This is a genomic window from Wolbachia endosymbiont of Onchocerca volvulus str. Cameroon, from assembly GCF_000530755.1.
In the GTDB taxonomy this organism is placed as follows: domain Bacteria; phylum Pseudomonadota; class Alphaproteobacteria; order Rickettsiales; family Anaplasmataceae; genus Wolbachia.
In genome coordinates, this window is sequence record NZ_HG810405.1 from 589,487 (window position 1) to 613,440 (window position 23,954).

General features: G+C 31.5%; 18 protein-coding genes, 1 tRNA gene and 3 pseudogenes. 7 read left to right on the plus strand and 15 right to left on the minus strand.

Annotated features, from left to right (window positions below; genetic code table 11):
- Window positions 1-1,119: 1,119 nt before the first annotated feature.
- Window positions 1,120-2,459: pseudogene (locus WOVOC_RS04990) on the minus strand (iron-containing alcohol dehydrogenase).
- Between the two features lie 42 nt (window positions 2,460-2,501).
- Here WOVOC_RS04990 and dapE point away from each other — a divergent pair.
- The 3 genes from dapE to trxB all read left to right on the plus strand — a co-directional run bounded on the left by dapE (window position 2,502) and on the right by trxB (window position 5,381).
- Window positions 2,502-3,707, plus strand: coding sequence for a succinyl-diaminopimelate desuccinylase (gene dapE, locus WOVOC_RS02495; protein ID WP_025264213.1), 1,206 nt, complete (start codon window positions 2,502-2,504; stop codon window positions 3,705-3,707).
- A 117-nt stretch (window positions 3,708-3,824) separates the two neighbouring features.
- Window positions 3,825-4,424 (plus strand): peroxiredoxin, encoded by a 600-nt coding sequence (locus WOVOC_RS02500; RefSeq protein WP_014869318.1) that lies wholly within the window; start codon window positions 3,825-3,827, stop codon window positions 4,422-4,424.
- A complete protein-coding gene (trxB, locus tag WOVOC_RS02505) occupies window positions 4,425-5,381 on the plus strand; it encodes a thioredoxin-disulfide reductase (protein WP_025264214.1) in 957 nt (318 codons plus the stop codon). It begins immediately after the preceding gene.
- Window positions 5,382-7,627: 2,246 nt separating this feature from the next.
- On the opposite strand, the gene WOVOC_RS04950 is transcribed toward trxB, so the two are convergent.
- From WOVOC_RS04950 to WOVOC_RS02525, 3 genes are all read right to left on the minus strand, one after another.
- Window positions 7,628-7,789, minus strand: coding sequence for a hypothetical protein (locus tag WOVOC_RS04950; protein ID WP_369665128.1), 162 nt, complete (start codon window positions 7,787-7,789; stop codon window positions 7,628-7,630).
- A 169-nt stretch (window positions 7,790-7,958) separates the two neighbouring features.
- Window positions 7,959-9,347 (minus strand): dihydrolipoyl dehydrogenase, encoded by a 1,389-nt coding sequence (gene lpdA / locus WOVOC_RS02520; protein WP_025264216.1) that lies wholly within the window; start codon window positions 9,345-9,347, stop codon window positions 7,959-7,961.
- The gene (locus WOVOC_RS02525; RefSeq protein ID WP_025264217.1) at window positions 9,340-10,449 is read right to left on the minus strand and encodes an outer membrane protein assembly factor BamB family protein; all 1,110 of its coding nucleotides are present in this window, start codon (window positions 10,447-10,449) and stop codon (window positions 9,340-9,342) included. Before WOVOC_RS02525 ends, lpdA begins: the two co-directional genes overlap by 8 nt.
- A gap of 677 nt (window positions 10,450-11,126) precedes the next feature.
- On the opposite strand from WOVOC_RS02525, the pseudogene WOVOC_RS04350 reads away from it, so the two are divergent.
- Window positions 11,127-11,829 (plus strand): annotated as a pseudogene (locus WOVOC_RS04350) (pyridoxine 5'-phosphate synthase).
- On the opposite strand, the gene WOVOC_RS02535 reads toward WOVOC_RS04350, so the two are convergent.
- The 3 genes from WOVOC_RS02535 to rplM form a co-directional block, all read right to left on the minus strand.
- Window positions 11,826-12,137: an HU family DNA-binding protein gene (locus tag WOVOC_RS02535; RefSeq protein WP_014868675.1), complete on the minus strand. Its 312-nt coding sequence runs from the start codon at window positions 12,135-12,137 to the stop codon at window positions 11,826-11,828. The pseudogene WOVOC_RS04350 and the gene WOVOC_RS02535 sit on opposite strands and share 4 nt — an antisense overlap.
- 152 nt (window positions 12,138-12,289) lie before the next feature.
- Window positions 12,290-12,736, minus strand: coding sequence for a 30S ribosomal protein S9 (gene rpsI / locus WOVOC_RS02540; RefSeq protein ID WP_044104092.1), 447 nt, complete (start codon window positions 12,734-12,736; stop codon window positions 12,290-12,292).
- A 10-nt stretch (window positions 12,737-12,746) separates the two neighbouring features.
- Window positions 12,747-13,205, minus strand: a complete 459-nt coding sequence (gene rplM, locus WOVOC_RS02545; protein WP_025264219.1) for a 50S ribosomal protein L13 — start codon at window positions 13,203-13,205, stop codon at window positions 12,747-12,749.
- Window positions 13,206-13,335: 130 nt separating this feature from the next.
- Between rplM and WOVOC_RS02550 the strand changes: the two genes are divergently transcribed.
- Window positions 13,336-14,571, plus strand: a complete 1,236-nt coding sequence (locus WOVOC_RS02550) for a TolC family protein (RefSeq protein ID WP_025264220.1) — start codon at window positions 13,336-13,338, stop codon at window positions 14,569-14,571.
- 680 nt (window positions 14,572-15,251) lie between these two features.
- The gene (locus tag WOVOC_RS02555; protein ID WP_029784317.1) at window positions 15,252-15,845 is read left to right on the plus strand and encodes an RlmE family RNA methyltransferase; all 594 of its coding nucleotides are present in this window, start codon (window positions 15,252-15,254) and stop codon (window positions 15,843-15,845) included.
- 11 nt (window positions 15,846-15,856) lie between these two features.
- On the opposite strand, the gene WOVOC_RS02560 is transcribed toward WOVOC_RS02555, so the two are convergent.
- Window positions 15,857-16,504: a heme exporter protein CcmB gene (locus tag WOVOC_RS02560; protein WP_025264222.1), complete on the minus strand. Its 648-nt coding sequence runs from the start codon at window positions 16,502-16,504 to the stop codon at window positions 15,857-15,859.
- A 106-nt stretch (window positions 16,505-16,610) separates the two neighbouring features.
- Between WOVOC_RS02560 and WOVOC_RS02565 the strand changes: the two genes are divergently transcribed.
- Window positions 16,611-16,994, plus strand: a complete 384-nt coding sequence (locus WOVOC_RS02565; RefSeq protein WP_014868681.1) for a TraR/DksA family transcriptional regulator — start codon at window positions 16,611-16,613, stop codon at window positions 16,992-16,994.
- Window positions 16,995-17,024: 30 nt separating this feature from the next.
- Here WOVOC_RS02565 and gmk read toward each other — a convergent pair whose 3' ends face one another.
- The 7 genes and pseudogenes from gmk to WOVOC_RS02605 form a co-directional block, all read right to left on the minus strand.
- The gene (gmk, locus tag WOVOC_RS02570) at window positions 17,025-17,615 is read right to left on the minus strand and encodes a guanylate kinase (RefSeq protein ID WP_025264223.1); all 591 of its coding nucleotides are present in this window, start codon (window positions 17,613-17,615) and stop codon (window positions 17,025-17,027) included.
- 26 nt (window positions 17,616-17,641) lie between these two features.
- Window positions 17,642-19,227: pseudogene (locus WOVOC_RS04225) on the minus strand (pentapeptide repeat-containing protein).
- Window positions 19,228-19,307: 80 nt separating this feature from the next.
- Window positions 19,308-20,462 carry an ankyrin repeat domain-containing protein gene (locus WOVOC_RS04230; protein ID WP_081730859.1) on the minus strand — a complete coding sequence of 385 codons (1,155 nt, stop codon included), beginning with the start codon at window positions 20,460-20,462 and terminating at the stop codon, window positions 19,308-19,310.
- 237 nt (window positions 20,463-20,699) lie between these two features.
- Window positions 20,700-20,954, minus strand: coding sequence for a hypothetical protein (locus WOVOC_RS02590; protein WP_025264225.1), 255 nt, complete (start codon window positions 20,952-20,954; stop codon window positions 20,700-20,702).
- A 348-nt stretch (window positions 20,955-21,302) separates the two neighbouring features.
- Window positions 21,303-21,393 (minus strand) — tRNA-Ser (locus WOVOC_RS02595).
- Between the two features lie 114 nt (window positions 21,394-21,507).
- Window positions 21,508-22,014, minus strand: a complete 507-nt coding sequence (gene ppa / locus WOVOC_RS02600) for an inorganic diphosphatase (protein WP_014868687.1) — start codon at window positions 22,012-22,014, stop codon at window positions 21,508-21,510.
- Window positions 22,015-22,110: 96 nt separating this feature from the next.
- Window positions 22,111-22,590 (minus strand): demethoxyubiquinone hydroxylase family protein, encoded by a 480-nt coding sequence (locus tag WOVOC_RS02605; protein ID WP_029784318.1) that lies wholly within the window; start codon window positions 22,588-22,590, stop codon window positions 22,111-22,113.
- Window positions 22,591-23,954: the final 1,364 nt, after the last annotated feature.

The following is a 23,954-nucleotide window of genomic DNA, read 5'->3' on the forward strand; positions in this document are numbered from 1 at the left end:
TTATTAGGTTACTTCCAAGTAAGTGGAAGAAAATTCCTTCATGAGAATAAATAAATTGAGTAATAGAGAATTAGAGATATAGTCAAGCTTGACTAGAAGCCTTTAGGGTCAATAAAATTTTTCGTGCGGAAGAAAGTATGTAAGTCATTAGGCAAAGAACTAAAATACCTGAATGGGTTTTCATTAACAACAAAAAGATATGCAGTGTTCAAAATACGTGAAAGAAATCAACAATGCAGAGAAAATTAGAGATAAAGTCATGCCTACATGCAATCCATGTGTGTCCTAACTTTTTAAGAAGTATACGAGATTATCTACTTATAATAACTATACCTGATGATATGTCATCATTAATTCATTAGATAATTGTAATAATCAATGAGTGTAATTCTTCAGCAAATAGGAAAAATCTTGTCAATAAGCTAGCACATAATTTAAGCGAAGCTGGTTATGGTAGTTTCCGAACTTGCAAAAGAAATAAGCATTGCAGCAAACAATTTGATATATAGAAATTATCTAATCATTGCTATAAAAAAAGGATTGATGTAGTTCGCATAAGGGAAAATTTTAATTTATACAGAAAAATTACTGAGCTTCCGTTTGCTACTAAGTCAGAACCTTAGTATTTTCCTCAAAAGAATCAAATTATATCTAGTCTTTTGCTAAGTTTTATAGCAATTTTAACATTAAAAGCCTAATTTTCTAACAACAGCAAATTTTCCTTTAGACCAGGAAATAAAAGCATTTAAGGTTTTTAGATTTTCTCCAGCTCCCACTGCAGTGGAAGCAATTATCTGATCAAAAGCAATGCTAAACTTATTAAATCCGCTAATGACATAATAAAGAATATTAAGTTCAGTTCACCTACTCAGCAAAAAAGCTTATTCGATGTTGAGTGCTGTACTGTTAACTAAAAGCACGAGAAAATTATAGCAAACAAAGTCAATCATAGTTAGTCATATCAACTCTATATCTCTTAATAAGATGATAAGCCTACATTGATAAAGCGTGTTTGTCCATAAACCTAGTTTTAATTGTTCTTTTAAAACTAGAGTTAGAAAGTAAAATAGAGCGATTATCAAGAAATAAAGCATTAACAATTTTTTAAATTATTTTTAGCTACAACATTTTACTTTCCCCCATACAGTGAGCTAGGTCAAGAAAGGTGAATCTATCTCTTGCTGTAAACATAAGGCTAACCACTTTGCAATATTGCTCTTTATTCCAACAGAGATGTTCTGGTAAGTGTGGAATTGACAAATCTTCAAACATTTTCTGCAGAAGTTTTACAGGTAATAGGTTTTGCTTAATTAAGCTGGAAATATCATTCCATTCTTATGAATAATCTCTTTAATTTTTTGCTGCATAATTTGCTTCTGCTTTAGGATTTCTATAAATTCGGTATTACCAAAGCATTCTGTTAAGCCCTCTATCATCGAAGCAGCATGACACTGATTCTCTTCCTGTAAATTAGCCATAGTGATCATTGTAACAGCAATTTTTTCTCCATGTAATGAAGAAGAATAATCTTTTGTTACCATCTCCATTGTGTGAGCTATCATATGCTCTCCTTGACTTGCAGAATAGCTGCCTTTTGATATTACCATCCCAAGTCCTGAAATCAGTAGAGCTTCCATAAGTAATAAAACTACCTTTTTGCTTTTTTCTGCAAGTGCCAAATACTCTCTGAGTAAAACTTCCTCCAGATCACAAAGAAGTATAAAAGGCAATTCATTATATTCCGTGCCAAGTAGTAGATGAGATATAGCCAATCAGCTTGCACTGTTGAACGGCAGATAAAATCCGCAATCCACTCAATGTTAGGCGCAATGGTGCATTGGTAATTATATTGGTATCAATATATATATTGCCCTTGGAAGGTGTGCTACTAAAAATTTTTTATATCCATCTACTAAGATAGAAGCGTTTGAAGAGGTATACCTATTCATAGAAGCAGCTGTTGGAAAGGATATGTAGTTTTTACCTTCGAGATAGCTCGCGTACTTACAGATATCGTTAACAGTACCACTACTAAGTGCAACTATTAAATCACTATCCTTTGCCCTACTTCTAACTAGATTAACGGTTTCAAGAGAAGTAACTCTGTTTACCATCGTTTCCTTAGTTGGCATTATTCCAGTGCTTAACACTGGAACCCATACTCTTTTTTTCTGGATCCTAATGTCGGAGCACTGAGATGACTAAATTTTAGAAGCATTCAAAACAACATAAGGTCTTGCAAGAGAGCTAATGATATTACTAGGAATAATGAAGTGAGAAATTTTATTAAATATGTTTTTGCTCAAAAACTCTGCCGTATTTTCATCTGCAACCAGCAAAATATTATTCCCATATTTAGTACATATTTTATGTATACTATCAACAAGATGATGATCTACTATTATTTCACTTATAAAAGTTTGCTTAGCTTGGTGTAATATTTGTTTTAAATAATGCATAGTATGTTTATATTATAATAGTATCAGTATTTCAAGATTGACATGAAGATTGATCCTGTAGAGCTAACTAAGAAGTTGATTTCTTTTAAGAGCATAACACCAAAAGATGATGGAGCAATAGAACATATAGCAACAATTCTTAAGAAAAGTGGCTTTAAGTGTAAGATTTTAGAGTTCGGTGATAGCGAAGCTAAAGTTAAAAATCTCTATGCAAAATATATAAATGGAGTGCCAAATTTATGTTTTGCTGGACATGTTGATGTTGTGCCACCAGGTCAATTAAAAAACTGGACATCTGATCCATTTAATCCAAAAGTTAGAGATGGAATATTGTATGGAAGAGGAGCAGCTGATATGAAAAGTGGAGTAGCTGCATTTATTGCTGCTATGGTAAACTTTGTTGCAGGAAAATCTCAGTTTAACGGTTCGATAAGTGCATTGATTACCAGTGCTGAAGAAAGCATGGAAGAATATGGAACAAAAGCAATTTTAGAGTGGATGGAAAGTAAACAAAAAAAGATGGACTATTGTGTAATTGCTGAACCAACCAGCAATGAAAAACTAGGCGACACTATAAAAATAGGCAGAAGAGGATCTGCAACATTCAAATTAACTTGCCATGGAAAACAAGGACATGTTGCCTACCCAGATTTAGCTGACAATCCAATATATAAGATGATATCAATATTGAGTAAGATAAGAAATACTACTCTTGATAATGGTAATAAATATTTTCAGCCTTCAAATTGTGAGGTTACTACTATTGATGTTGGAAATAATACTGACAACCTAATACCCGATTTAATAGTTGCAAATTTCAACATTCGGTATAATGATATACAAACGCCTGATACTTTATTTAAGTTAGTCAATGAGATATGCTCCAGCGTAACTAACAATTATAAGCTTTCTATTTACAACAATAGAGGTGCCTTTCTTTCTATTCCTGATAAGAATATTGATATTATGCTTGATGCAATAAACAAAGTTACCAATATTGATGCTGTAATGAGCACGAGTGGTGGCACGTCTGATGCTGCATTTATCAAAAATGTTTGCCCAGTGGTTGAATTTGGTATGGTCAACAAAACCACACACCAAGTAAATGAATGCGTGTTAGTAGATGATATACATAAATTAACAACTATATATAAGGAATTTATAAAAAATTATTTTTACCCCACTAACAAGATAGTAAATCAGATTAATGTAATTAGCAATATGCCTGATGGTCCATTGCTAGCTTAAGGCGTATTTCATGCTAGTAGAAAGTTAACTGGAAAAATTCCTGAAGAAAAAAGAAAACTTGCATGTAAATTCATTATATTGTAAAATTATAATTGTTTTAAAATGAAGAGGTTAGTTATGAATCTTGTGACAAAGCCTGCTATTGATTTCACTGCCCCTGCTGTTCTTTCTGATGGAGAAATAGTTGATGACTTCTGTTTAAGCAAACACATAAAAGATAAATATGCTGTCCTTTTTTTCTATCCACTAGATTTTACTTTTGTCTGTCCAACTGAATTGATATCGTTTAGTAATAAAATAGAAGATTTTTCAAAACGTGGCGTTGAAGTCATAGGAGTAAGTGTAGACTCAAAATTCTCACATTATAAGTGGCGAGAGACTCCAGTCAATGATGGAGGTATTGGAGAGGTTAGCTATACTTTGGTGTCTGATATCAAAAAGTCTATATCAAAAGACTATGAAGTATTATATGATAACTCAATTGCACTAAGAGCTACTTTTGTTATTGATGATAAATTTATCATACGTCATCAGTCAATAAATGATTTACCTCTAGGACGCAATATTGATGAGTTTATTAGGATTGTTGATGCGATTAAGCATAACAAAGAGTATGGTGAAGTATGTCCAGCAGGATGGAAAAAAGGTAAACCAGCAATACAAGCAAGCAACGAAGGGATAGCCGATTACTTAAATTCATATAGTGAAGAATTGTAGATGGGGCTATTTAGTACAAAAGTTCTTATTATTGGTTCTGGGGTAGCTGGTTACGCTGCTGCTATATATGCAGCGCGTGCAAATTTAGAGCCAATTGTAGTAACTGGAATGCAACCTGGTGGTCAACTTATGATTACTACAGATGTTGAAAATTATCCTGGTTTCATTTCAATACAAGGCTCAGAGCTCATGGAACAAAAGAAGTTGCATGCAAAGAAATTTGGTGCAAAAATAGTAGACGATGAAATAACAAGTATTGAACACCTTAAAGGTTCTAATGAATATAGGTTCAAGTCTTTTGGTAAGACTAATAATTACTATTCAGATGCAATTATAATTGCATCTGGTGCACAAGCAAAATGGCTTGGTCTCAAGAGTGAAAAAGAATTTCAAGGTTATGGAGTTTCAGCTTGTGCAACTTGTGACGGTGCATTTTTTAAAAATAAAGTCGTAGCTGTAGTTGGTGGTGGAAATACCTCTGCTGAAGAGGCAATGTTTTTAACTCGATTTGCCAAAGAAGTTATACTGATACACAGGCGCAATAAATTAAGAGCAGAAAAGATAATACAAGATAGGCTCTTTAGAAAAGATAAGATAAAAGTAATATGGAATCATACTGTAGAGCAAATTCTTGGAGAAGAAAATCCGAAAAAAGTTACTGGTATTATAATTAAATCAACAGAGACTAATAAAATCCAAAAAATGAAAGTGGATGGAGTATTTATTGCAATTGGGCATACACCAAATACAGGTATTTTAAAAGGATTTGTTGAAATGGATCAGCAAGGTTACGTAGTTACAAGGCCTGGTACAACTCTAACCAGTAGGACAGGAGTGTTTGCTGCAGGCGATGTTCAAGATAAGGTGTACCGGCAGGCAGTAGTTGCAGCGGGCACAGGGTGCATGGCTGCGCTTGATGCAGAAAAATTTCTAAGGTGTACAAGCGTAAAGAGTTAAAAAACAGAAAATATACGAAGTACCTCCGATAAAAGAAGAGAGAGTTTTATTATTATTTTCTTTTTTTGTTGCACAATAATGGTAAGTCATTAAGAACATTTTTAACATGTTTAATATAGAGAATATCTTTTTAATCAGTAGGCAGAAAACCATATAGAAAGAGCAAGTAAATGTTGCTAAGATAGTAAACAATATAATAGCAAACATTTAATTAAAAAACTTCAAAAACCACTTAATATGCCAATAAAAAAGTTATTTTAGGCTATTGATGATGAAGACCTTGGAAGGTTTAAAACAACAACCTCTGAAAAAAAGTACGGATGTTGGTACGTTTGACTAAGAAGGTAAAGGTATGACGCTTTTTGATGTATCTATTTCTAACATCTATTACTGCCAGTAGTAATTGATAAATTACATTAAGAAAAAATGATATTCAATATTAATACTCAGAATAAGCAAGTTACACATGAGGAGAGCAATTACGGTACACTAATGCTTTTCGCGGTGCTGCATTTTTAGGACTTAGACACAAATAGCTAGTATGCAGTTTTTATGTATTGTCTGCCAAATTAGAGCTAGAGATAGTGGAAAAATTACTTGTATATCTTAGATATTAAAATTGATATTAGAAATTGTAAGAATAAAGGCCCTAAGGTCATGCTGTAAGAAAGTTTAAGTATATAATATAATTAAAATCTTTAAAAGCACAAGAAGGAAAATTTATTGAGCAGAAGTTTATTAAGAAAATCTTAGTCGACACTGAGCTTTGACGAGTCAAGGAGTACTAAATCTAGCGCACAAGATTTGTGAAACAAATATCTGGCTAGTAAGGGTTTACTGAGCAAACATTTAACTCTAACTGCTCTCTGGAAAAGAGGTGCAAACAAAAGAAGCACAAGCTATTCCGACCTCATTAGAAGAAAGAATAGAAAATAAAAAAAGAAGTATTGACTAAACTTTTAAAAACATAAAATCTAGATTATCAAATAAAATCAACGCCTACAATAGAGCAATAAAACATACGATTAAGATAAATTAGTTAAACTTGCTATTAAGAAACAATTAACTTCTTCTATAGTAAAGAGGTTTAAGTAATATGAAAAAATTGGTGAAAGATAGCTGTTTCATAAATTATGCAGTTATTGCTGTTATGTTGAGGAACATTAACGATCTGATTAAGCACTATTAAAAACGCTTAAGTAAAAAATTTCCTAGAAAGACAAATAATGAACTATTTGCATAGAACCTTTTAGGTGAATTTAAAGGAGAAAGATATTCAACTTGCAAGGGAAAAAGTTAGAAATATATAAAAAAAGAAAAATTAAATCAGTAAACAATGATCAATTCCCCTGATCAGGGAAGTTCAACTCGTTAATGAAAAACACTCCACTTTAAGCTCAAAACCAAGATTAAAAAAAAACCAAGATCTTCAGAGATAGAGCTCCAGTGTAAGGTACTTCACTTCTACATTTTTTGTATTGTTTGAAGGTGTATATTTAATAATGAATAATTATACTAGAGATAAGCGATAAGCACTTTTCTTGTTGTATTTGCATTGGGCATTTTAGAAGCAGGATGCTTTTTTTGTATAAAAAAATGAACAAAGAAGTAGAACTTAATGGTACCACCGACTCTTTTAGAGTTACAAAGGTTTCTATTTCTTTTTAAAACTCCATTAAGTATCTTTATACATATTGAAAACATCTTAATAATTCAAATGAGTGTAGATTTAAGCAGTTTCAAAACCTTAAATAGCTAAGCAGGTCGCTGTATTAAGCTTATATCAATGTTTTTTTAAAGCAAATGAGTAACAAAACTATGACGTAATACATGCGTGGATAAGATTTCTGACAAATTTAACATTTTCTTTACTTTTTCTAGACGATTAACAACATAAGTTCTTTTCAATTTCCTCTTAGTTTCATAAATAGATATCGTACTTCATTATTAACGCTAAGGTAAAGAAAAGCTTTTACGTACTCTTGCATGCACTTTTTTACTACTGAGAAAAACAACACACCTGCCTTCACTTTGTCCCCCCCCTTACTATGACTGTTAAACTTCCATTATTAATTATTACTAACCTTAAATGCTTCTCACCGATCCTTAACCCTGTGCCATATAAGTAGAATAATAATCGCAATTCCTTTTTTTATCACCCAAGGTTCACCTAGGTCAGACAGTTTCATTCTTTCATTAAAGTTCTTACATCAGATATTGATTAATGCTCTTGGTAAAGTTCTTCTCTAAATTGGCCTAGATAAGGAAAATATAGTCTCATTGTTTATTTCACAATTGCTTTTTATATACTTGAAAAAATTTCTAATTACTGACAATGCACGAGTATTCGATCCCACATTTACACCTCTTGTATAACAAAAGGTAAGCCAACTTCTAAGCTCGCGCACGCTCAATCTTTCCAAAGAGAAAATACCTACTTCTCATACAATGTGAGTACTAAGAAAACTTATCATGTCTTTTAGGTCTCTCATATATCATTTTACAAAGTGTTGAGCAAACAAGACTTGTACCTCACTATTCATATCAACTTTCAATAATTGAACCTAAGTTCAATAGTTACTTTTTAAAGAATGCATCAGTGCATGCATCACGGAAGGTTTCATTTACATCAGGATGAGAGTGACAAATTCTATATATATCCTCTGCTGCTGCACCATATGCCATTGCAACTGCTGCTTCATTAATTAGCGTATCAGCATATGCCCCTATGATATGCACACCTAGTATTGTATCTGTCTTGCTACAAGTTAGTACTTTTACAAATCCTTCAGCATCATCAATAATTTTTGCCCTACCATTTGCAGCAAACTGACATTTACCAACTTTATACTTCCAACCAGCATTTCTGAGTTCCTCTTCAGTTTTGCCAATTGAAGAAACCGCAGGATGGGTATAAATAACAAATGGCATAATTTCATAATTAATATGAGGTGACTGCCCTGCTATTATTTCTGCAACTGCCACTCCTTCTTCTTCCGCCTTATGAGCAAGCATTGCCCCACCGATTGAATCACCAATAGCAAATATTCTTTTTATATTGGTCTCATACTTATTGTCAACTTGAATAAAGCCACGGCTATCTCTTTCTATTTTGCCATCAATGTCAAGACCATCAGTATATGGTTTACGACCTACTGCAATGAGCACTTTATCTGCCTCTATAGTATTTACTTGGCTGCCTTGAACAGAGCAAACTTTTACACTTAAAAAATCACTATTTTGTTTTATTTCCTCAACTTTAGTGCTAAGTAAAAGTTTTATTCCTTGTTTTTGCAAACTGGAAAATAAAGACTTACTCAATTCTACATCCATTGTTGTAGCGATTCTATCGAGAAACTCTACTACAGTAACTTCAGACCCTAACCTTTTCCATATAGAAGACATTTCAAGTCCTATTGCTCCAGCTCCAATTACAACAAGTCTTCTTGGTACTTCAGTTAGAGATAACGCGCCGGTGGATGAAATAATGTTTTTCTCATCAATATTAACTCTTGGTAAGGAGATGACATCAGAACCGGTTGCGATTACTATATTTTTTGTTTTCAGCGTCTTACCTTCAACCGAAACTTCAAGATTACCTTGATCAAAAGAAGTAATTTTCCCAAGTCCAGTAATCCTAGTAATCTTATGAAGGTCAAAGAGATACTCTATTCCTTGTCCCAATTCTTTAACTTTGGCGTCCTTATATTCTAGCATTTCTTTTAGATTAAAACTTGCATCCTTAACTTTTATACCAAGTTTTGATAGATCGTTTTTCGTATGGATATATTCATAAGAAGAGTGAAGTAACGTTTTAGAAGGTATACACCCAACTCGCAAACATGTCCCACCAAGAATGCTATTCTTATCTATGCAAGTAACCTTCATCCCAAGCTTTGCAGCTAAAACAGCACATTTATAACCACCTGAACCACCGCCTATAATAATCAGATCATGATCAGTCATAAAAAATAAACCTATTTTCTAAATAAAAAGCACCATTCCCTTCAGTCGTTATATATATCTTATCACGAATGAACACTGGAGTGTGAAACACATTACCTGATATTTTGATTGCTTTCCATGCATTTTCAGATTCAGAAAAAGCAAACATTAAACCTTTATTGCTTGTTATCCATAACGTATTGGCATGCATAATTAAAGTAAACAACTGCGTATTTTCTATTGAATCAGATGTCCAGATTGTTTTTCCATTTCGTACATCAATGCCAACTATTTTATTATCTCTAGTAATTAAAAAAATTCTACCACCGGCTCTTTGCTCTTTTGTAAGAATAGAAGAATTATAATATGGCACAATGTTTGATACACTTTTTGTTTGCAGTGGTTTTGACCATAGAATGTTCCCTGACTTTACATCGATACCATAAACATAAGAACTGTTTGTAACAACTAAAATATTATCGAGTACTCTTGGTGTAGTAGTTATATCTGTAATCTGTGTATCTAAAAGGCTTATAGCCAATTTTTGACTCCATAATTTTTCACCACCTTCATCAAAAGCTATTAGTTCACCATTTGAAAATGGCGCTATTATTTTATTATCAGAAACTACAGGTGATATGGAATATAAACCTCGTACTTCACTAACTCCATTTTGGTGAGCCCAAATTGGGCTACCGTCTTTTATATTAAGGGCATATAGAAAATTATCAATAGTTAATACTACCAATTTATTATATATTACTACTGCTTTTCCTCTTATTGGAGCTCTCAGTTCCTTTTCCCATTGAATCTCACCAGTTTTTACATCTATCGCATATAGAATATTATTTGCTATAAAAAAAACATTTCCTCCATGAGGTGATAGACTCATATTACCAATTTTTTTTTTGTGCGAAAGGTGCAATTTCCAATTCATAACCTTTAAATTATCAACATCAACGGAATATAAGGTACCGTGCTTGTCTACTAAAATAACACTATTTTCTACAAGAACTGGAGCCACATATCCTTGAGATAATTTTTTATCCACTATGTTTATCCACTCACTTGCTATTGTGCAACTACTACACAACAACACTATCATAACAACCATTACTTTCATTGCTTGTTAAATACAAGACTTATTAATAATATACATATCAGAAATCTCAACCACAACGAAAATATTTTTATTGTATATTGTAGGCATTCATTTATAAAAGAAAATTATATTGTTATGTAAAAACACTTCTAACATGCCAGAATAACAACTGATTAAAAGTCATTGATAAATTCAGCCACTTTAATTTACGTTATTTTCAAAAAAGCTAAAAAATAAAAATAATGTTCCACTTTAGTGGTAAAAATATCCATTAGATCTCTTACAACTAACCTTTGATTCAAGTATCAAGAAGTTTACTAAGTGAAAAAAGATAAAAGTAAAAAACCTCCGCGGTAAATAATTATTTACCTTCTAACCCTAAACCACATCTTATACCATCTTTCATAGCGCGTTTCAGCTTAAAAAGCTTAGAAGCCTATAGATAAAATTAGTAAAGACATGAAGTAAACATAGTGCAAAAAACTATACATAAAACATTAACTATGTAATACTTGTATCACACAACCTACATATAGATTACTAAATAGTTTTATTATTATAATAAGAAAATTAACAAGACTTATTAAGTAATTTTCAGTATCATCTTTCGGTTACTTATTTATTGCACTGATTAGTCAGATAATAACTATGTAAAAAGACTAATACCATGTATAATCTATAAATGATTTTTGAGTGGTATGAAATTAGGTGTTAACATTGACCATATTGTAACTCTTCGCAATGCATGGGGAATTTCTTACCCAAATCTATTAAAAGCAGCAAAAATAGCTATTGAAGCTGGAGAAGATTTTATCACCGTTCACTTACGGGAAGACAGAAAACACATCAAGGATGGAGATGTGTTTAATCTAAAAAAAACATTGAAACTGAGCTCAATCTTGAAATTGCAGCCACAGAAGAAATGCTCAAAATAGCAAAAAAGGTAAAACCCTATTCGATTAGTATTGTGCCAGAAAAAAGAAAAGAATTAACAACAGAAAGTGGTTTAGACATAATTAACACGTACAATAAACTTTCTAGCATAATAGAAGAAATGCATAGCACTGGCATAAAGGTTTCACTGTTTATTAATCCAAGCACCAATCAACTAAAATATCTTGAGAAACTAGAAAAAAAGCCTGACATAATAGAAATTCACACGGGAGATTACTGCAATAGTCCATCAGAGAAAAAATTCAAACTAATTACTAATGCTATAGAGTGCATAAATAAGCTAAAAATAGAGTACCACGCAGGACATAGCATAACCTGTACACACGCTAAAAAAATAAAAGAGATATCTCATATCTTAGCTCTTAATGTAGGTCACTTTTAATCAGCGAAGCTATATTTTACAGCTTGCACAACACAGTAAAAACAATGAAAATGATAATATCCTAACTAACTACTTCTTCCTCCTCTTTATTTAAAAGACCCAAAAGATTCTGGCTTGCTTTAAATCTTACTCTTATCTTTTCAGGAACAGTCATAATCTTACCATTTTGAGGATTACGACACTGTTTCTTCCGACTTACAGCAGTAGACAATGTACCTAATCTATGCAGACGTACTTTACCTATCCTCTTCAAATCACCTTTTATTCTTTTTATCCACGCATCATGGATTTTGCCCAAATTCAACATTGTTATGTCTATACCCTGATTAGACAAATCTTCGTGCATTTGTTTTACTATACTTTCTTTACTCATAAATTACCTTAATATTGAAAAAAATTACACAAACAGCATATTCAGTTCACACCGATAGTCAACTAAATTTACCGTGAAAATTAGGATATACCATAACTATATACCCTTTAAACATTTGTATCACGCCTACAAAAAGCATCACTAAAAAATAACTATCTCTTAGAAAATTGACATTTTTTACGAGCTTTATGCTGACCATACTTCTTACGCTCAACAACACGTGAATCTCGCGTCAGGAATCCCTTATTGCGTAGCACAGAATGCAAGCCTTGACTTATCTTACTTAAAGCTCTACTTATCCCATGGGCTAAAGCACCAGCTTGACTAGATAACCCTCCACCTCTTACAGTTGCAAACACATCATATTTATCTAGCACAGATGTTATAATAAGTGGCATCCTTACCATTTGACATACTGATTCTCTTTTAAAGTAAGAGAATAACTTATCTTGCTGATTAATACTAAACTTTCCATTGCCTGGCTTTATCCATACTCTTGCTATAGATTCCTTTCTCCGACCCGTAGCATATAAACGACCTAATAAATCAACTACTGGCTTAGTTACCATTTCTGATTGATTTATTATATAATTTTCCATCTTCACTCCATTATTTTTTGTTTTTTCGATTCAAAGAAGCAAAATCTATTTCCTTAGGTTGCTGTCCCTGATGCTTATGTTTTGAACCAGAGTAAACGTATAAATTTCCAAAACGTTTACGTGCCATAGGACCATCATCAAGCATCCTTTTTACTGCCATTTTTATTACACGCTCAGGAAATTTACTATTCAAGATATTATCTGGAGTAGTTTTTTTTAAACCACCGGGATAACCTGTATGTTTATAGTAAATTTTTTCTTTAAGTTTCTTTCCAGTAAAATGCACCTTTTCTGCGTTAATAATAATTACATTATCACCACAATCCATATGAGGTGTATACTCAGGTTTATGCTTTCCACGCAATAAAGTTGCCACAAATGCTGAAAGCCTTCCTACTGTTAACCCATCCGCATCTATAATAAACCATCTTTTATTGATTTGTTTTTCTTTCAAGAAAAAAGTCTTCATAATTTTAACTACGCAATAGTAGGTCATGATACACCCAACCTCTAAACAAAGTCAACAATATTAGTTATTGATTATTAAAGCAATTTGTACTAATAATTTAGTTGCATATCCTGATACATATAGGAATAAAGTGTTTCAATTGATCATTACGTTCATGGTCGTGTTTAGTAGTATAAGTTGCTATGCAATCGATCTCGAACAAGCTATAAGTAAAGCCATAAAAAATAGTTTAAAGTTAAAATCTCAATTTTATCAGTATAAAAGCACAGAAAAACAACTGAAATCTTCAGGATTAAGTGGATTTTTGCCAGATATTAATTTACAATATAACTTTGATAGTAATTTTAATCTTTATAATGACAAACATAACTTACCTGGAAAATGCGTTACATTAAGTCAGAGAATAATAGATGGCGGCAGTGCTTTTGCTACATTCAACCGATCAAGTCATCTTCTCAAAGCAGAAAAGATGCACTTTCAACAATCAAAGCAAGAGGTTGCACTTGACGCTGTGAAAGTATACGTTGATGTTCTAAGAAGGACAGCAATATTAAAATTGAGAGAACACAAAGAACATGTTTCTTTGGAGAACTTGTCTGCAATGAAGAAGCGCCTTTCCCTTGGAGAGGTTACCAATGCTGAAGTTTCACTGGCGAAAGCAAAATTTTCATCTTCAAGGCTGGAAAGAGTCGATGCTGAAGGTAAACTAAAATTAGCAAACGTTGCTTACTTTCACTTAATTGGCGAAGATCCTGATGAGCTCTCCGAAGTTAATGATAAATTACCCTATATCCCAGATCTAAACGAATGCTTACAGCTAGCAAGAACCAACAACTTGTCCTTAAAAGCAGCAGTTTATAAAAAAAAGGCAGATGGAATGGCAGTGATTGCTGAAACTTCTAAGTGGCTACCTTCTTTAAATCTCAGTGCGAGTAAAAGTTTAAATGAAAGCGTTAGTCTTGATACGCTTTTAGGCACTACTAATATTACTTTTACTCTTGATATTCCAATCTTTAAAAGAGGAATTAATACTTTTGATATAAATAGAGCTAGAATGTATGCAAAAAAATCCGCCTATGATTATTATGAGACAGTAAAAAACATAGAAAGAGAGGTTATGAACGCTTGGAATAACGTTATGACAGCAAAAGCTATTATTAAAGCAAGTCAAAAGGCTGAAAAAGCAGCAGCTCTAGCATTAGAAGGAGTCAAGCAAGAAGTTAACTTAAATTTAAAAAGCACAACCGAACTTTTAAACACTGAAGATGCATTATTTAAAGCACGTTCAGATTTAGTTGAAGCAAAAAGCAACTATGCAATCAGTGCTTATAAGTTGCTTTTTACAATAAACAGCATAAATTTCTAAATTTAATGGTATTAGCAATTATGAGTGCTAAAAACAAAAATAATCAATCGTAAAAGATATTCTAGAAGATATAAAAGTAGTACTAAAAATGTAAGTAATGATAAAAAGTAGAAATAGAAAAGGAAAAAGAAGATAACAATGTTCTATACCTTCAAGAAGAATATTTAGAAAATTTAGAAGAAGCTAGTAAAGAGGAGAATAATAAGAAGAAAGATATTAACAATGATAATCAAAGCAAATAAATGTTTTCAAAAATAATACTATGAACTTAACGGCTACAATCATGATTTAAAAAGGGAAAAAGATGTTTACCTACAAGTACAATACTCAAATTAGTAATAACAAAGTAGATAATAGTAATTCACAAGCAAAAAATAATGATCAGTTGTTCTCAAAGGAAAAATATAGAGTAGATTAAAAGGTTCTTAAAAAGGTGAAAAACTAATTGCAACATAAGCAATAAAAAAAAGCAAACCTTACTACTAGTATTGAAGAGTTAGTTACATCTTTTTTAAAACCCCAGCTATCAGAATGGCTAACAAATACTTATATACACTAGTAAAAGAAGTAGTCAAAAAAAAGCTAAAAGATATAATCAATAGTATGATTACATACAGGTACCAACAATAAAAACTAGAGTAAAAACAGCTAAAGGCAGAAAATTATCTTCAACCAAGTGGTTGTACCGTCATCTAAATGACAAGTATGTACAAAAAACTAATAAAGATGGCTACAGATCGCGCTCGGCGTATAAGTTGATAGAGATAGATAATAAATTTAAATTACTCCAAAAAGGGCAAAAAATCATTGATCTTGGTGCTTTCCCTGGTGGATGGTCACAAGTTGCATCTCAAAAAGGAGCTAATATAGTTGCAATTGACATAAAGCCAGTAAACTCGATTAATGGAGTACAACATATGCAATGCGATATTATAAATGAACTTGAAACTTTAAAGGAAAGGTTTAAAGATCAAAAGTTTGACGTAATTTTATCTGATATGGCTCCAGAATCTTGTGGTATAAAGTCGTTAGACCATATCAGAATCATGTTTCTATGTAAAGCAGCACTAAATCTTGCAAAGCACTTCCTAAATTATAATGGAAAGTTTGTAGTAAAAATCTTTCAAGGAGAATTTGACAAAGATTTTTGCAACGAGCTAAAAAAAACGTTCAAAACAGCAAAATATTTTAAACCAAGATCAAGTAGACCTGAATCTACAGAAATATATTTAGTAAGTTTAGGCTTTACCGGCAGCAGATCTTATGTAAAGTAATGGTAAGCTTTCTAGTCCTGCTCTACAGCAAATTTCAATACTATGTGGGTAGCTATAGTACTATTAATCAGCAAAATAGCAAAAACTAAAACAGTAATAAGCAATATATGAATATTCAAAGATAAACTTTCAAACTGAATCAGTAATTTAAAATACACAAAGGTTGGCATTATGATTGGTAAAACAAGAATTTGTGGTATTCCTGATGCTAAGTTATTTCGACCAATCATTAATGCACTTCCAGTAGCTGAAATATTAGTTACTATCAGCATATTGAGTAACAAAGACAAGCCAGCTACTATTGAGTATTTAATATCACTGCCCAGAACTACAAAGCTGAATATGGAAGAAATTGCTGAAATTGGTAAACCGAATAATATCCAGTGAGCAAGAATTTTATAAGCAATTATAAATTTAGAGGAAAGTGGCTGTATGAAGATTTGCTCTAATATTCCGTCACGATAATCAGAAGAAAATAGATCACTTGTAGAAATTTGCAGAACAAAAGTAGCACATATCCATATTAATGCTAACATAATTTCTCGTTCACTGTTATTTCCAAGTGTAAACGAAGATAAGCTTAACATTACAATAAAGATACATATTATATAGGTAAAATCACTATTACTTATCACTAATTTTTTTATTGAGCTGATCATATTAGGCTTTTAAATATTTATTATAAATTATAGTGTTTACTTTGAGATAGTGTAATTTCTTATTCATAAATTACACAGGTTTTATTATTTAACAAGTAATGCAATTATGAAAGAGTTACCAAAAATAAAATTACCAGAAGATTATACTCCTTCAGAGGATGAAGAATACATGAACGTGAAGCAATTGGAATACTTTAGCTTAAAATTGCAATCAATGCTTGTTGAAATGGAGAAGCAAGAATTAGAAGACAGCGCATACTATTCTGATGAAGATAGTGGAAATGAAAAACTAATTAGGCGCAGAAAAGAAAGAAAAGAAAAAATCAAGGAGGCATTAAAAAAAATAAAATTAGGCACCTACGGCTATTGTGAAAGAACAGGAGAAGAAATAGGAACCGAAAGGCTTAAAGCCAATCCGCTTGCTACATATTGCATTGAAGAGCAAGAGAGATTAGAAAAAGAAAAAAATGCATATAACATCGAAGATTAACTTTAAAATATGTTTAATAAAACTGTTAACTTATTTTTTTTTAAATCTTTTAAGCTTTTCTTTTTTTAATATAGAGCTTATCTCTTCGACACTTTTATCAATATTATCATTGATAATTATATAATCATATTTATTTCGTTTACTTATCTCCTTTTGAGCTTCAGCCAACCTACATTCTATTTCGCTTGCACTATCAGTATTACGTTTTTGCAAACGCAGCCTAAGCTCTTCCATTGAAGGAGGAAGGATAAAAATGCTTACAACTTTTTTCCTCATGAGCTTAAATAAATGAAATGCTCCTTGCCAATCTATACTAAGCAAAACACTTACTCCACTACTTAGATTCTGTTTTATAAAATCTTTTGGTATACCATAGAAATTTTCAAAAACCTTAGCGTACTCAAGCATCTGGTCAGTTCTGCATAACTCGTGAAATCTCTCTTCGGTAACGAAAAAATAGTCTTTTCCATTTATTTCACCAAAACGAGGTTTACGCGTAGTTACAGAAACAGACTTAACTAGGTCAGTTGATTGATCAAGTAGCCTCTCTAATATAGTAGTTTTTCCAGCTCCAGAAGGAGAAGATAAAACTAACAATACACCCTCACCTCTTGTGATCATAAAAAAAATAACTCAACAAGAGAACATTATATAGCATAGCGTAAATCACTTTTTTCAAAAGCTGCCTTATTTAAATTAACACTTACAAACTTTTTCTACTCAACACTGAACCAGAAAAATCAGCATTTTCTAGATTCATGTCCTTAAATTCAAAGTAAGCATAATTTGCATCAGATCTTTTATTCTGCGATATTTCTTCTTGCAAACCTTTAATCGAGGTTATAGCATAATATATTCTTGAAGAATAGAAAGACGTATTATCAATTGCTGAATTACTGAAATTGCTGAGAAAAAAGCCTGTTTTCTTAAAGGTATTATCGTGAAGCAAAGAAGACTTGAAACTATTCTTAACAAAATTCGAATTAGTTACTTTTAGATTAGACCAGTTTGAGCTATCCGCTATCAAATCAAAAAACATTGAGTTTTCTATTTCACTAGAATCAATGCTATGACAAAGTAGTTTACTATTACAAATTTGAGAACCCTGTACTTTAACCTTGTACATTGAAACTGTAGAAAGGTCTGTATTTTTTATTTCTGCAGAAGTAAATAATGAGTAGTCAAAAAACGAGCCATTTATATTAGAATTTGCAACTTTAGTATTATCAAACTTCCCATGACGAATATCAGAATCAGAAACATTAACTTGATGTAGTTCGCTAAAACTAAAATCAATGTTAGATAAGTCAGCATCCTGAAGAGTTATATCAGAAACATACGAGTGTTTTACTTTAGAACTATTCAGTATAGACTGAACAAAGCTTGAACTATCACTACTTACATAGGAAATTTGCGTATTACTTAAATTAGCCATATTAAAGTTACTACTAATTATAGCAGAAGAATTAAGACAAACATTAGAAAGATTACTACCCGTAAAATCTGATTCCTTTATTTCTGCACCATATATATTAGCATTCTCCAATGAGGAAAATTGTACTTTTAACTTATATGAATCCACTCCAAAAAAATTTGCATTATCAAGATTGCTTCTTTGCACAACAGTATTACTTATTTCACTATCGCTAAAGTTGACATAATCAACATTCGAGCTTAACAAACTAGAAAGATTCATTTTTACATTTGAGAAGTTAGTATATAACCCGGTCATGTTGTGCATCCTCACTTTCTTAAGATCAGAATTAATAAACTCAGCATGGCTAACATCAGACTGGCTAAGCATAATATCCATCAAATTTGCAGAAACAAATTTTGTAAAACTTAAATTTGTACTTTCTATTCTTATATCCCGTAAATTAGCATTAGAAAAATTAGCCCCACGTAAATCAGCATTAATAAAAGATACACCTGACAAGTCAGTATAAGAAAAGTCAGCACCAATTAGACTGACTCCATCAAAAATGGATCCATTTAGGTACAATCGACTAAAATCAGCTCCATTCAAATTAGGGCCAAAACCTTTTCCAAAATCTTCTGGCACACCTTCTTTGTGGCATTTCACCAGAAACTTAGCAAAGTCTTCTTTGTCATAAAAGACATATTTTACTTTATGCAAAGTGTTCAAAAAATCACTGACCAGATCTTTTCTTTTATTTACTTCATCTCCATAACACAAATGACCAACTAAAATCAATATCAAAAACCTAATCATTTTCTTTATTACACCGCAATTCACTATCTTCTTTTGTCCTCAGACCCAATTATATATTTCTAGATCTTCTTTATTACCTATTATTTTTTATACTCCAAAAAATATGGCATCATTTCAGCAATTGCATTTATCATATCAACCCGCTCTCTTTCAATCGCTATATCAATGGGAGACTGAAGATTATAATTGACCACTTTAGGATCAGCACCTTGTAATAAGAAAAAGCGCACTATATCTATCCCACCTTGCTTAACTGCATAAATTAGAGGGGTATCTCCAAGTTTATTCCTAAACTTAAGCACCTCTTGAACTGTCAATCCAAGCTTTTCTAATTTATTTATTATCCCTCTCAAACAAACCAAGTTGTTCTTTTTAATACAATAAAAAAGACGTTTACTATAGTCATCAACAAATATAGTTGCCGGAAGATGCTGATTAAGATTACTATATTGCCGCTTATATATTAACTCATCTTGTGTATTTCTATGATGCCACTTTTTTACTGACTCATTGTTTAACTTTGCCAACCTTTGTAAATTTTTCTCTTTCTCCTGTTTACTTTTTTCATCCTTTTTAAGGATAGGTTTTTCTATATTATGGCTTTTAGATAATTTTTTCACCTTTTCTTTTCTAACTTGGCCCTCTAACTTTTTTCCTTCTAATAATTTATCTATATTATTTTCTGAAGGCTTATTCTTCTCTACATCAACCTTTTTATTAACTTGTAGATCTTTTTGCAGGTCAGTTACATTTTCGCTTAAACTAACACTTGGAGAAAAAATAAGGTTTCCATTAACTTCTTTATCAGTCACATTTGGTAAATCCGGAGTAACTTCATCTCCCTCACCTCTATTTTCCTTTAACAGATCATCACTAAGTTCTGACAAATCTTCACTATTCCTCCCTATTTCACTCATAGCCTTTTCTAATATAGAAGTTTTATTCTTATCATGTTGTAGCTCTTCTTTACTTTCTCCTTTTCCAGTTTTAATATTTTGTACTTTTTCAACATTTAACTTATCAACTTCGCTCTTGATAGACTCTAGATTGTTCCTCTGCTGGATTATGCTTTGTGATAAACCTTGTTTTAGATCTTTCTTTATATCCATATCTTCACTCACAGAATCCATTGATCTATCTAAACTAAATTTCTCTTCTTCAAGTTGCTCCATAGCAAATAGACCAATTGAGCCAAACACAATAAATACCAACGTAAAGCATAAAATACTCTTCATAAATATCCCTAAGCAATAAGTTCAATTAAGATGATACTATAATCAAATAATTAATCCATAACAAAAAACAAGCATGATGGTAGTGAAACTTTCACAATATACATAACCTCCTTAGTGTATTGAGGTATGTAGAATATATACTTTACATAAAAGACAGTAGCACAATCAGACGTTATATTATTTGACTTTTTATTCTTAGACTTTTGAGGTTTCGCTTTTTTAAGATCTTGTAAGTAGTTAGTTAAAGTCATCCACAATAACTACAATCTTTCCATTTCCGCACTTAGTATCAACACTATTCCCTTCTACTTCTAACAAAGATCTTACCAAATTTGTAGCGCTAACTATAGTAGTCACATACAATATAATATATAATTTCTTCACAATATATGCTAAAGTAGCTATTCTATTCGGTAAATAAGTAATTTTCGTCAAATTGACCTTCCTCTCGCTTTTAATATAGAACCAAATCCTTCGTTTAAATTTTTCCAATTACATACTACCATTTAAGTTACTTTTATCATTCGCTAAAGCTAATTATCTCCTCTCCTCTCAACTTACTTGATCCTATAATTCTCTTCTATTAAAAAATAATATAGCCTAACTATCACATATTTTAGCAAAAAAGTAAAATATTCACATATTTTTCATATTTTATGTGAAAATACTAACATTCACTTTAATCTACTGCAACTTGATCAATAAAAATAGAGTAAACAACTCAATGGCAATATCACAAACTAGCACTACAAAAATTTCAATAAAGTTAAGTAAACTTATATATCTAAATAAGAGCAAAATAGTCTAAAATGACTAATTATGTATCATATCAACAGTACACGGAGAGAGAGGGATTCGAACCCTCGATATGACTTTTCAATCATATAACGGTTTAGCAAACCGTCGCCTTCAGCCACTCGGCCATCTCTCCAAACCCTAAGTTTCAAGTTTACATATAATACCAAGACTTCACAACCTGTCTAACACTTTCAATAGCGATACTTTTACACTAAATAACAACAGGAAATCAGTTATATTAAAAACCTTACTTAATAGCACTCTTAATGATCTTTTTAGCTTCTTCTACACCAATCCACTCTCCAACTATTACTGTTTTTCCTTCCTCTAGGTCTTTATAATGTGAAAAGAAATGAGCAATTTTATCTAGCAGTTTCTTAGGTAGATCAGAATAATTTTTCACATTATCATAATAACTATCAACACTGGAAATAGGTACAGCTAACACCTTTTCATCTTCTCCTTTCTCATCCTTAGTAAGCAAAGCACCTATTGGACGCACCGATATTAAAACACCAGATACTAAGGAATATTGGGTTAACACCAAAACATCTACAGGATCACCATCACCTGCACAGGTATTTGGTACAAATCCATAATTACAAGGATAAACCATTGCAGTAGATAGAAACCTGTCAACTTGTAACAGTCCTAATTCCTTATCAAACTCATACTTTACAGGTTCAGCATTTGCACCTATTTCAATTATTACACTTATCATATCCGATGTTACAGTAATTTTACTCAAATTCATAAACTACCTCTTACTAAGAATAAATATTATACAATATATATTCCCAGTTATTATATTTATACCATTGCAAACAAAAAACTACTTAGAAAAAAACAATTAAATTAATTTAGATAAGTAAATAGCAGCTTTGCAGCCTGTTTTTATGAATAAAGATAAAACATTATAACCGAATGCGCTTTCAGCGTTATGCCCAATTGCAATATCCCTGTGTTCCAGCTCTTCATCGCGAAATTTACTTATAGTTTCTCTTAATTCTCCATCTTCTAAACGTGAAATTTGCTCTTTATAGTGCTCTTCGATCACTTCTTCAACCGCAGCAGTACAAGCCATAGCAGCTTTTTTACCCATAATAGCCGTTGCAACACCAAGTGATACTCCTAACACACACCAAATTGGCAATAAAACGGTAGGACGAATTTTTTGTTTTTTGATTTTCTCACTAAAATAGCGAAAATGCTTCTTTTCTTGTTCTTCCATTTTAATTATTTTATTGATTATAGAAGATTCTTTAAGAATAAATTTTTGACCAGAATAAATACAAATAGCTCCATACTCGCCAGCATGGTTTACCCTAATTGCTTGTTCTAAAAATTTTTTTTTATTTTCTTAATATTAGAACTTTCTTTTTTCAACACTTACTCTATTTATCTCTGTATCAACACTATTATAAGTAAACGTGTTATAGAGTAAATAAAATTTCATGTGTGACAACTGCATGAATATTGTAACTTTCAGAAATTCAAGTCTGTCCATAAAACCACTCAACAATCTTTATCAACCACTCTCATCATGAGATTAAAGGTGCTTACAGTTACCTTTAACCTGCACAGGTTGATGATGAGAATACTATACAGTTGATATCTTATATATAATTTTTTACATTATATTTACCTCATACCTTTATTAATTTTACCTAAAGATCTCTAAATTCTCAAACTAAAACGCACTTATAGTCATCGAAGACATTATAGAATACCAACTTATAAGATAATTAGAGTGAACAACCATTGATCATAGAATTTCTTTTACCTTTTTCTACTTTGTAGACTCCTTAATATTTATTATCAATTCAATTATAAAAAAACATTTGTTTTCGTAACAAATGGTGTCATTTTAGTGCATGATGTTGGAACACCTATATTTCTTTTTTTTTCTGGATTTTAGTATCTGCTGCCTAAATAGTAGCTTCCTGTAAACTAAAACCAAAATGTTCTCTACAGCTCTAGGTTTAGGATAAGTCTACCTTATGTAATTTTTAGTCCTTGTTCTATTACATCAGAACTATAAAACTAACCAGAAGAAACTCAGCTACTGTCAACAAAAAGAGCGTTTAGCTGGCAAAGAAAGAAGAAAGTAGTGACTCATAATTAAACTCAGATCTTTAATTTCTATAGCTTTCTACCACTTCCTTAGCCTTCTCAATATCCTCAGACTCTTTATCGCGTTTTTTCTAAAAGCAAAGCTACCAGTTAAATATATAAAAGAGTTAACATCAAGAATGACTAAACTCCACTTTAGTGAAACTGAATTAATAACGCAACCTATCTATCAGAGCTGGTAAAGGAATAATACCAACTACAATTTTTATATTCCTGAACACTTTTAAGTTCATTATCCAGATAATCTACCTTAATCTAGTTTTCTAGCTTTTTCTTTACTACTATGATAGAAAATAATACATATAAAACCATCGAAAGTAACACATTAACTACAACTTGCTATATATCTAAAGCTAATAATTTTCTACTGTCTTTTGAAACTTTTTTCTTGTCTTTTTTACTTTAATAGTTGTTATTATCATAGTTAAATTTGTCATATTAAAATGTGAGCATATCTACCAAACAAAGAATTAATATAATATATCATAATGACAAAAAACTCCAAAAATCTAAATCTTCATCACTAAATACATGTATAATTTAAAAATTTTCAAGTTACCT

Bases quoted from the DNA above. Each gene is read 5' to 3' on its own strand.
- dapE (WP_025264213.1), top strand. From the start codon at position 2,502: ATGAAGATTGATCCTGTAGAGCTAACTAAGAAGTTGATTTCTTTTAAG.
- WOVOC_RS02500 (WP_014869318.1), top strand. From the start codon at position 3,825: ATGAATCTTGTGACAAAGCCTGCTATTGATTTCACTGCCCCTGCTGTT.
- trxB (WP_025264214.1), top strand. From the start codon at position 4,425: ATGGGGCTATTTAGTACAAAAGTTCTTATTATTGGTTCTGGGGTAGCT.
- lpdA (WP_025264216.1), bottom strand. From the start codon at position 9,347: ATGACTGATCATGATCTGATTATTATAGGCGGTGGTTCAGGTGGTTAT.
- WOVOC_RS02525 (WP_025264217.1), bottom strand. From the start codon at position 10,449: ATGAAAGTAATGGTTGTTATGATAGTGTTGTTGTGTAGTAGTTGCACA.
- WOVOC_RS02535 (WP_014868675.1), bottom strand. From the start codon at position 12,137: ATGAGTAAAGAAAGTATAGTAAAACAAATGCACGAAGATTTGTCTAAT.
- rpsI (WP_044104092.1), bottom strand. From the start codon at position 12,736: ATGGAAAATTATATAATAAATCAATCAGAAATGGTAACTAAGCCAGTA.
- rplM (WP_025264219.1), bottom strand. From the start codon at position 13,205: ATGAAGACTTTTTTCTTGAAAGAAAAACAAATCAATAAAAGATGGTTT.
- WOVOC_RS02560 (WP_025264222.1), bottom strand. From the start codon at position 16,504: ATGATCAGCTCAATAAAAAAATTAGTGATAAGTAATAGTGATTTTACC.
- WOVOC_RS02565 (WP_014868681.1), top strand. From the start codon at position 16,611: ATGAAAGAGTTACCAAAAATAAAATTACCAGAAGATTATACTCCTTCA.
- gmk (WP_025264223.1), bottom strand. From the start codon at position 17,615: ATGATCACAAGAGGTGAGGGTGTATTGTTAGTTTTATCTTCTCCTTCT.
- WOVOC_RS04230 (WP_081730859.1), bottom strand. From the start codon at position 20,462: ATGAAGAGTATTTTATGCTTTACGTTGGTATTTATTGTGTTTGGCTCA.
- ppa (WP_014868687.1), bottom strand. From the start codon at position 22,014: ATGAATTTGAGTAAAATTACTGTAACATCGGATATGATAAGTGTAATA.